A 230-nucleotide genomic window follows, 5' to 3' on the forward strand; every position below is an offset into this window, starting at 1 on the left:
CTTCAGCGTGTTCTGCGTCGCCGTGGGGGCCTGGGTCGAGAGCTGGATCTCATGCTGGCGGATCGCGACCGGCGCGGTCTGGCCGGCGGCGAGCCTGGCGCCGACCACTTCCAGCGTGGCACCGGCGAACGCCACATGGCTCACGTCGCGCGCGGTGCCCTTGATCACATTGGCAGCGCCGATGAAGCGCGCGACGAATTCGGATTCCGGCCGCGCATAGATGTCCTCGG

1 pseudogene is annotated in these 230 nt (G+C 69.1%); it reads right to left on the reverse strand.

The features are described from left to right. Nucleotides 1-230: pseudogene (locus AC1RQI_RS17590) on the reverse strand (hypothetical protein); the annotation flags it as partial.

The sequence above is a fragment of the Salicola sp. AFF1 genome, assembly GCF_056783195.1.